This is a genomic window from Cryobacterium sp. TMT2-18-2 (genome assembly GCF_004402245.1).
GTDB lineage: Bacteria > Actinomycetota > Actinomycetes > Actinomycetales > Microbacteriaceae > Cryobacterium > Cryobacterium sandaracinum.
The window spans coordinates 173612-181553 of record NZ_SOFU01000010.1; the positions used below are offsets into that span (position 1 = coordinate 173612).

Genomic DNA, 7942 nt, shown 5'->3' on the forward strand with positions numbered 1-7942 from the left:
AGCCGGATGGTGCGGGGGTATACGTGAATGGCTGGTGGCGGCCGAGGGATGAGGTCCAGTTCATCTCTTAGGTCACCACCAGCCATGGTTCACCGTGCGGTTTCCCGAAAGGTTCAGCTCACCGCTTTAGCGGAGGAGTGACAACACGCCCTGGTTGGACTGGTTGGCCTGCGCGAGCATGGCGGTACCGGCCTGCGAGAGGATGCTGGAACGGGTGTACTTGACCATTTCCTCGGCCATGTCGGTGTCGCGGATGCGCGATCCGGCAGCGGTGAGGTTCTCCTTCGAGACGGCCAGGTTCTTGATGACGCTCTCGAACCGGTTCTGGTCGGCACCGAGCGAAGCGCGGGCCGTGGAGACCGTCTTGATTTGAGTGTCGATCAGGGTGATCGCAGCGGCAGCGCTCGACGCGCTGGAGAAGTCCAGGCCTGAAGAAATGGCTGGACCAACAGAATTGGCGCCAAGAGTGGAAGCAGCGACACTACCACCGGTAAGCGATTTGACGTTCAGTGCGCCGTTCGAGTCGACCGAGGCCACCATGCTGCCTTTGAACTTCGAATCAGCATTGAGTGCGGCGGCGAGGTTCGTGTTCACGTCCTTAACCGTGGCTCCGCCGATGCCCGTAAAGGCAGCGGTCGTGACACCGGTCGTCGAGCCGTCGCCGTTAGTGACAGTGAAGGTCTGCGCTGCGTTGGCTGCGGTGGCCGCGGCAGTGGCATCCGCCGCGTCCGCGAACGACGTACCTCGGTTTGTCGAGCCGATGGAAGCCGCGATCATCTTGACGTTGGCGCCGCTGAGGCTGACCGAAATCTGGCTGCTCGCCCCGCTGTTTGCGCCGACCTGGAAGCTCAGCGACGGCTTGGTACCGTCAAGGAGTTGTGTGCCGTTGAAGTTTGTGCCCTCGCTGATGCGAGTTAGTTCCTTTGTGAGAGCGTCGACCTCGGTCTTGATCGCGCCGCGCGAGTCGGCGTTGTTCGAGTCGTTACCGGCCTGAACGGCGAGGTCACGAACGCGCTGCAGAATCGACTGCACCTCGTTCAGGGAACCTTCCGCGGTCTGGATGACCGAGATGCCGTCCTGGGCGTTGCGGCTGGCGACCGTGAGGCCACCGACCTGCGACTTGAGGCCCTCGGAGATGGCCAGGCCGGCCGCGTCATCCGCTGCGCGGTTGATGCGGAGGCCGCTGGACAGCTTCTCCAGGGACTTGGACATGTCGTTCTGCGTGGCGGCCAGGTTGCGGTACGTGTTGTTGGCCGCGAGGTTGGTGTTGATCTGCATACCCATGATGAAATCCTCCGTGATTGGGTGGTGTACGTCTGGCCATCCATGGCCTGACACAGTGAGCTATCGGCCTCTGCTGAGACCGCGTTAGCCGTTGATCGAAAAAAATTCCCGGGTGTCTGATTCGGTCGACCCGGCGGCGTACGCCACCCCGCTCGCGGTGGCGAGGCCGAACATGGCCTGGTCGGCGAGCCGGGCGAGGTAGGCGCTTCGGCGGGCCGGCGCGATGCGGGACTCGGGCACGTATTCCGCCTCGGCGTCGTCGGCGTAGTGCGTGCCCAGGCCGTCGCGGAGCAGACGGATGGCCTCCGCACGCTGCTGAGACACCGCCGAGTGGGTGATCCCCAGCTCGGCAGCGATCTCCTTGACCGAGCGGTCGTCGAAGTAGACCTGCTGCACGATCACGCGCATCTTCTCCGGCAGTGCCGCGATGGCGGCGTGCAGGTAGGCCAGGCGCTCGGCGGAGAGCAGCGAGTCGCCGGGGAGTTCGGTGCCGGAGACCAGGAACTCGGCGGTCGCGTCGTCGAGGGTCGACACGGTGCGCTCCGAGTCGGCCAGGCCGGCGATCGCGGTCTCCCGGTCCACGCCGAGGGCGGCGGCGACCTCGTCGACGGATGCCGCGCGGCCGAGGGCGCCGGCCAGCGTCTGCTGAACGGCACGGGTCTCCTTGATGCGGCGGCGGGCCATCCGGGTGGCCCAGTCGTTGGAGCGCATCTCGTCGGCGAAGGCGCCGATGATGCGGCGCCGTGCGAACGCTCCGAACGGAACACCGAGGTCGGCGTTGAAGGCATCCGCCGAGGTGATCAGGGCGAGAGCTCCGGCCGAGGCCAGGTCGTCGCGGGAAAGGTGCCGGGCCTTGGCCCAGGTTTCGGAAACGAGGTAGCCGACGAGCGGGAGGTTGTCGATCACCAACTGATTGCGTTCTGCCCGATTCACACGGAACTCCCTGAGTGCTTGATACCTGAATTGTCCCGAACGATCAGGCAAGGGCCTGGTCGAACGAGTGGCCGGGTAGGCACGGGGACGTTGCGAGAAAGCGAGAATGTGACGCAGGGGTTCGGGGCCCAGGCCGCAGAACTTCTGGCCGTGGTTAAAACGTAAAGGCGCGGTGGGTGGCCGAATGCGCAACGGCGCCCCCACAACGGGGCCAGGCACCCCCACATCGGGGCGGATCACCCCGAAATGGGGGTCAGGCATCCGGTGTCCGCCGGAATCATGTCCTCCCTTTAGTGGACACCTTCAGTCTCGGCTGGCAGTCTGAATCCACACCGTGGCTAACCGGGGTCCGTCACCTGCCGATAGTCGTGGTAACAAGCCGTTGAGCTGCGCGAATCCGCGCGGACCGGCCGCACCAGACGACAGGCAGTTGGAGGAGACGTGGGCGCCAATGAACTATCAGCGTTGCTGTGGCGCGAGCGGGAGCTCCTCGAACTGCTCGTCTTCAAACTCGACGAGGAACAGCTGCTGCTGACCAACGGCAAGACCCGCTGGCTGCAGCAGGGCACCCGTGAGGTCGAGCAGGTGCTCGGCCACGTTCGGGATGCCGGCCTCGCCCGCTCGGTCGAGGTTGCCGCCGTCGCCTGTGACTGGGGAACGGCCGAAGACGCCACCCTGCGCGAGCTCGTCGCTCACGCCCCCGCCGGCCCGTGGTCCGAGATCATGGCCGCACACCTCAAGGCGATGGGTGAACTGACCACCCAGATCAGGGAACTGCGCGACGCCAACGAGCAGCTGCTGCGCTCCGCCGCCCGCTCCGGCCAGGAGACCCTCGCCGACGTGCGCGCGAACACCCAGACGTATGACGCCACCGGGGCCGCCGGTGCGCGCCCCACCGGCTCCCGACTTTTCGACCAGATTCTGTGAGGATGCCGCGATGAGCACCTTCGGAGGCCTCAACACCGCCTACACCGGCCTGGTCGCCGCCCGGCAGGGTCTCGACGTCGTGGGCCAGAACATCGCCAACGCGAACACGGAGGGGTACACCCGGCAGCGGGTGACGACCTCCGCGGTGGACGCCTCGACCCGTGTGGGCCTGATGAACTCCGGGGTGCGCCCCGGCCAGGGTGTCAGCGTCGACGGAATTGCCCGCCTCGGCAGCGCGTCGCTGGACGCCCAGGTGCGCGGCACCGCCGCGGTCGCCGGATACTCCGCAGTGCGGGCGAACGCGCTGAGCGCCGTCGAGGCCTCGCTGAAGGAGCCCGGCGAGAACGGGCTCTCCGCCCAGTTGCAGGAGTTCTGGGCCGGCTGGCACGACGTGGCCAACGCCGCCGGCGAGACCGCGCCCGCCGGGGTGCTGCTGGCCCAGGCCGGCGCCGTCACCACCCAGATCAGGCAGGGCTACCAGGCTGTCGCCGCAAAGTGGTCGTCCGAGCGCGAGAGCGTGGACACCATGGTCGCCGAGATCAACGGCGCGGCCGGCCAGGTGGCCGAGCTGAACGCCCGCATCCGTCAGTCGATTGCGGGCGGCGGAAACGCCAACGAGCTGATCGACCAGCGCAGCGGTCTCATTACGACCCTGGCCGCCCTCACCGGCGGCACCGTCGTCAACCGCAGCGACGGCACCGTCGACGTGCTCGTGGGCGGAAACGCGCTGGTCACCGGCGACACCGCCCGCCCGCTCGTCGCCCGCGGCGTTCGCACCCTCGACGGCCCGAGCGGCCTCACCAGCCCGGTCGGCGTCACCGACCCGGTACGGGTGGAGTGGGCCGACCGCGCCGGCACGATCGCCATCGATGGCGGCGAACTGGCCGGTGCGCTCTCCCTGCTCACTCGAGCGGATGCCGCCGGCACTGGCGGCGCCCTCGCCGAAGCCGCGGCGGCATACAACTCCTTCGCCACGGGCCTGGCCGCGAAGGTCAACGCGATCTACTCCACCGGCGACAACTCAACCCGCCGGGGCGACTTCTTCGGCTCGGCGGGCACGGGACCGGCCGCGCTGGGCCTGTTCGTCCTGCCGACAAACGCCGCCGAGCTCTCAACCGGGCTCACCGCGAACGGCGCCCTCGACGGCTCTATGGCGGACAGGATCGCCCAGCTCGGCGCCGGCACGGCCGTGGACGCTGCCGGCGACCCGGTGCGGTCCCCCAGCACCGACTGGTCGAACGTTGTCACCTCGCTGGCCGTGACCACGAAGAACGAGCTGCGCCAGGCATCCCTCGCCGACCTCACCTCGACCGCCGCGGTGGGCGCTCAGCTGTCGAACTCCTCCGTCGATCTCGACGAGGAGAACGTCAACCTGCTTATGTTCCAGCACGCCTACCAGGGCGCCGCCCGGGTGCTGACCGCCGTGGACGAAATGCTCGACACCCTGATCAACCGCACCGGACTGGTGGGAAGGTAACCCATGATCGCCCGCGTCACCTCCCAGACCCAGATGCGCTCCGCGCAGACCAATCTGCAGGCCAACCTCGCCCGGATGGCGCAGTTGCAAGAGCAGGCCACCTCGCTGAAGGCCATCGCCCGCCCCTCCGACGACCCCGCTCGGGCCGCCGATTCCCTCACCGTGCGCGCCGAGCAGCGCGCGGTGACGCAGTACGCCCGCAACGCCGACAACGGCGACGGCTGGCTCACCACCGCCAGCACGGCACTGGCCGAGGCCACGAACCTGCTGAACCAGGTGCGCGACCTGACCGTGCAGGGTGCCAACGACGGCGCCCTCTCCCCCGCCGCGAAGGAGGCCATCGCGGCCCGCCTCGACGGCCTCACCCAGAACCTACTCGCGCAGGCGAACACCGACTACCTGGGCCGCAGCGTCTTCGCCGGGAATTCGGATGCCGGGCTCGCCTTCCGGGCCGACCCCGACTTCACCTTCACGGGCACCGCGACCGCGAGCGTCGACCGCCGTATCGGCGCGGACACCACCGTGAGGGTCGACGCCGACGGCGCCGCCATCTTCGGCACGGGTACAGACTCGGTCTTCGCCCTGATCGGCGTCATCGCCAACGACCTGCGCACCGGGCGCACGAATGCCCGCACCCACCTGGCCGCCGTAGACTCTCGAATGAAGACCGTGCTCACGGCGCAGACCGACGTCGGTGTGCGCCAGGCCCAGATCCAGAAAGCCGGGGAAGCACTCGTGCAGCACAAAGGAAATCTCGAGGCCCAGCGGGCCGGAATCGAGGATATCGACCTCGGCCAGGCCATCCTGGACCTGAAACTGCAGGAGGTCACCTACCAGGCGGCCCTGTCGGTCACCGCACGGGTGCTCCAGCCGACGCTGATGGACTTCCTTCGATGAGCGCCGTTTCGACCGCCGGCACCGTGACCGCCGCCCTGAGCTTCGTGTCCCCGCCGCCCGGGCTGGACCCGCTGACCGAGTTCAGCCTGACCGAGATTCCCGGCGCCGACGGCCTGTTCTCGCTGCAGTCCGCAGAGGACCAGCGAACCCGTCTGTTCGTGCTCGACGCATCCGTCTACCTGCCCGACTACTCCCCCGTGATCAGCGACGAGCACGCGGCAGCGCTCGACCTGACCGGGCCGGATGACGCGCTGCTGCTCGTGGTGACGAACCCCGGCGAGGACGGAACGACCGTGAACCTGATGGCGCCGATCGTCGTTAATGCCGCCACCGGTCGTTCGGCGCAGATCATCCTCGACGGCCAGGACTGGCCGCTCCGCGCCGAGCTGGGTGCCCGCTCGGCCTGACCGGACGGCTCACCCTGCCGGCTTGGCGACCGAGTGGCTGCACTGCGGGGTGTCGCCCGGCGGATAGCCTTCGGATATGACCCAGGGCATCGATCTGCATTCCGGCGCACACCACCTCCCCGCAGCACTCGACGTTGAGACGCTCCTGGCCGGCTGGATGCCGGTCGACCCGGCCCAGGCCCGGTTGCGAAGCGAATATATCGGCTTCGTGCGGGCGGGCCGCGGTTCTGCGCTCGACCGCGACGGCGGCGCCGAGCATCTGACCGCGAGTTGCTTCGTCTTCACTCCGGACCTGAGTCGCGTGCTGCTCTGCTTCCATAAAAAGGGCCGGTTCTGGGTGCAACTCGGCGGGCACATCGAGGCATCCGACCTCTCCGTGGCCGCGGCCGCCGTGCGCGAGGCCCGCGAAGAAAGCGGCATCGCCGAACTCAGTCCTCTCAGCGGCCGATTCGTCGCCGGGACCAGCGACCCGTTGCCGGTCGACCTGCACCGGCACGCGCTCAGTTCGCGGTTCGAGCGCTGCACCACGCACTGGGACATCGGTTTCGCGGCCGTCGCACAGGCCGATGCGATGCCCGTGACGAGCCACGAGAGCGAAGACGTCGCCTGGTGGCCGACGGATGCCCTGCCGCAGCAGGTCCCGCAGGATTTCGACGACCGCCTTGCCGTGGTGCTTCGCGAATTGGCACACCGGCTGGGCCCGCACTGAGTACGCGCCGGGCACGCGCCGAGCACGCGCCGACCATGACGGCCGAGTGAGGGACCGGGCGGCGCCTCCGCGCCGCCCGGGATCGGTGAGTGGGGTGACTGGAGTGCCTAGATCGTCTGCGAGATGCAGATGAAGTTGCCTTCGGAGTCGCGGAACCAGGCCGATTTCATGTCGTCGGCCGTGACGACCCCGTGCACCGTCTTCATGTCGGGGATGTCGAATTCCTCGAAGACGACTCCGCGTTCGCGGAGCGTGTTCATCTCGGCGTCGAGGTCATCCGTGATCCAGCCCATCTGGGTGTTCTGGGCCGTGCCGGCGTTACTGGTCTCGTAGATCTCGAAGACCGATCCCGACCCGACGTGGTACACGAGGACTCCCTCATGGGTTTCGTCGGGGTCGAGGCCGAGCGCGTCGTGGTAGAACGACTGGGCTCGTTTGAGGTCCGCCGCCGGTAACACGGTGTGCAGTTCTTTCAGCATTGTGAAACGCCTCCTTGGTGGTGCAGGTGATTCGTGGCGTGTGGAGGGGTAGACGTCGAAGCCGCCGCGTATCGGGCATCCCGCGCCGCACTGGATGTCGATCAGGGCGTGCTTCCGAGGCGGAGTGCCGACTGTCGGTGAAGCGGTGAGCGCGAATCGTGGCCGGAACTCCTCGCCCAGCAGAGGTAGGTTGACCACCCCGGCGGGCGTTGACTTTTCGCTTTTTCCGCCTTAAACATACGCCGAAGGCCCGCCCGAGTGAAGAGCCGTTTCCGACGGCCAGCTCCGGTAGTCGAGCCGCCTCGGTGGTCGAGCTTGTCGAGACCCGGTGCGCCGACGTCCGGAGGTTCGCCGGGCATCCGTCGCGGTCGAATTCGCTAACTGCGGAGATTCTCCCGACACGCCGCTTCGGCAGGCGCCGCACCGGGCGTTTACCGAAAAATTGCCGCGTCTACGTGACGACGGATGCGTGCCGCCGACCCAGTAGCGGATGCCCGCAGCGGGCCCAGGGCGCGGTGCTCTGCTCCTCCACAATGCGGGTGTGATCAAGTTATCCACAGGGCGCTGGCGAGTGCCGATCTGGGCCTCGAATGTCAGTGGTCACCCGTAACGTGTGTCTCATGAAGCCCTCCTATTGTGAGCAGCTAGAGAGCCTGGGTCGTCACTTCGATGCGATCCGGGAGACGCAGGCGGAGTCCGCCCGGGTCGACGCCCGCCTGGCCGAACAGGTCGATCAGGCCCGCCGGTTCGCCGAGGCCCTGGCCCGGAACGCGGCCCAGGCAGCCAAAGACAAGGCCAGGGAGGGATCACTGACACTGGCCGGGGTGCC

Annotated in this window: 9 protein-coding genes; 6 read left to right on the forward strand and 3 right to left on the reverse strand. The window is 67.8% G+C overall.

Features of this window, described 5'->3' with window-relative positions; all coding sequences use genetic code 11:
- Nucleotides 1-126: 126 nt before the first annotated feature.
- Nucleotides 127-1284: a flagellin gene (locus E3O22_RS03625; RefSeq protein ID WP_134395498.1), complete on the reverse strand. Its 1158-nt coding sequence runs from the start codon at nt 1282-1284 to the stop codon at nt 127-129.
- An 84-nt stretch (nt 1285-1368) separates the two neighbouring features.
- A complete protein-coding gene (locus tag E3O22_RS03630; RefSeq protein ID WP_134395499.1) occupies nt 1369-2217 on the reverse strand; it encodes a sigma-70 family RNA polymerase sigma factor in 849 nt (282 codons plus the stop codon).
- 441 nt (nt 2218-2658) lie between these two features.
- On the opposite strand from E3O22_RS03630, the gene E3O22_RS03635 reads away from it, so the two are divergent.
- From E3O22_RS03635 to E3O22_RS03655, 5 genes are all read left to right on the forward strand, one after another.
- Complete coding sequence (locus E3O22_RS03635; protein ID WP_134395500.1) at nt 2659-3144, forward strand: flagellar protein FlgN; 486 nt, start codon at nt 2659-2661, stop codon at nt 3142-3144.
- A gap of 10 nt (nt 3145-3154) precedes the next feature.
- Nucleotides 3155-4621, forward strand: coding sequence for a flagellar hook-associated protein FlgK (gene flgK, locus E3O22_RS03640; RefSeq protein WP_134395501.1), 1467 nt, complete (start codon nt 3155-3157; stop codon nt 4619-4621).
- 3 nt (nt 4622-4624) lie between these two features.
- Nucleotides 4625-5518 (forward strand): flagellar hook-associated protein FlgL, encoded by an 894-nt coding sequence (gene flgL, locus E3O22_RS03645; protein ID WP_134395502.1) that lies wholly within the window; start codon nt 4625-4627, stop codon nt 5516-5518.
- Complete coding sequence (locus E3O22_RS03650) at nt 5515-5925, forward strand: flagellar assembly protein FliW (protein WP_134395503.1); 411 nt, start codon at nt 5515-5517, stop codon at nt 5923-5925. Before flgL ends, E3O22_RS03650 begins: the two co-directional genes overlap by 4 nt.
- Nucleotides 5926-6001: 76 nt before the next feature.
- The gene (locus tag E3O22_RS03655) at nt 6002-6634 is read left to right on the forward strand and encodes an NUDIX domain-containing protein (RefSeq protein WP_241973341.1); all 633 of its coding nucleotides are present in this window, start codon (nt 6002-6004) and stop codon (nt 6632-6634) included.
- Nucleotides 6635-6741: 107 nt separating this feature from the next.
- Here E3O22_RS03655 and E3O22_RS03660 read toward each other — a convergent pair whose 3' ends face one another.
- Complete coding sequence (locus tag E3O22_RS03660; protein ID WP_134395504.1) at nt 6742-7113, reverse strand: VOC family protein; 372 nt, start codon at nt 7111-7113, stop codon at nt 6742-6744.
- Between the two features lie 620 nt (nt 7114-7733).
- Between E3O22_RS03660 and E3O22_RS03665 the strand changes: the two genes are divergently transcribed.
- A partial coding sequence (locus E3O22_RS03665) for a hypothetical protein (protein WP_134397073.1) occupies nt 7734-7942 on the forward strand: 209 nt, incomplete at its 3' end.

What these genes read in the sequence shown, in the direction of transcription:
- E3O22_RS03655 (WP_241973341.1), top strand. Translation starts at nt 6,002, where the DNA reads ATGACCCAGGGCATCGATCTGCATTCCGGCGCACACCACCTCCCCGCA.
- E3O22_RS03650 (WP_134395503.1), top strand. Translation starts at nt 5,515, where the DNA reads ATGAGCGCCGTTTCGACCGCCGGCACCGTGACCGCCGCCCTGAGCTTC.
- E3O22_RS03625 (WP_134395498.1), bottom strand. Translation starts at nt 1,284, where the DNA reads ATGGGTATGCAGATCAACACCAACCTCGCGGCCAACAACACGTACCGC.
- E3O22_RS03660 (WP_134395504.1), bottom strand. Translation starts at nt 7,113, where the DNA reads ATGCTGAAAGAACTGCACACCGTGTTACCGGCGGCGGACCTCAAACGA.
- flgK (WP_134395501.1), top strand. Translation starts at nt 3,155, where the DNA reads ATGAGCACCTTCGGAGGCCTCAACACCGCCTACACCGGCCTGGTCGCC.
- flgL (WP_134395502.1), top strand. Translation starts at nt 4,625, where the DNA reads ATGATCGCCCGCGTCACCTCCCAGACCCAGATGCGCTCCGCGCAGACC.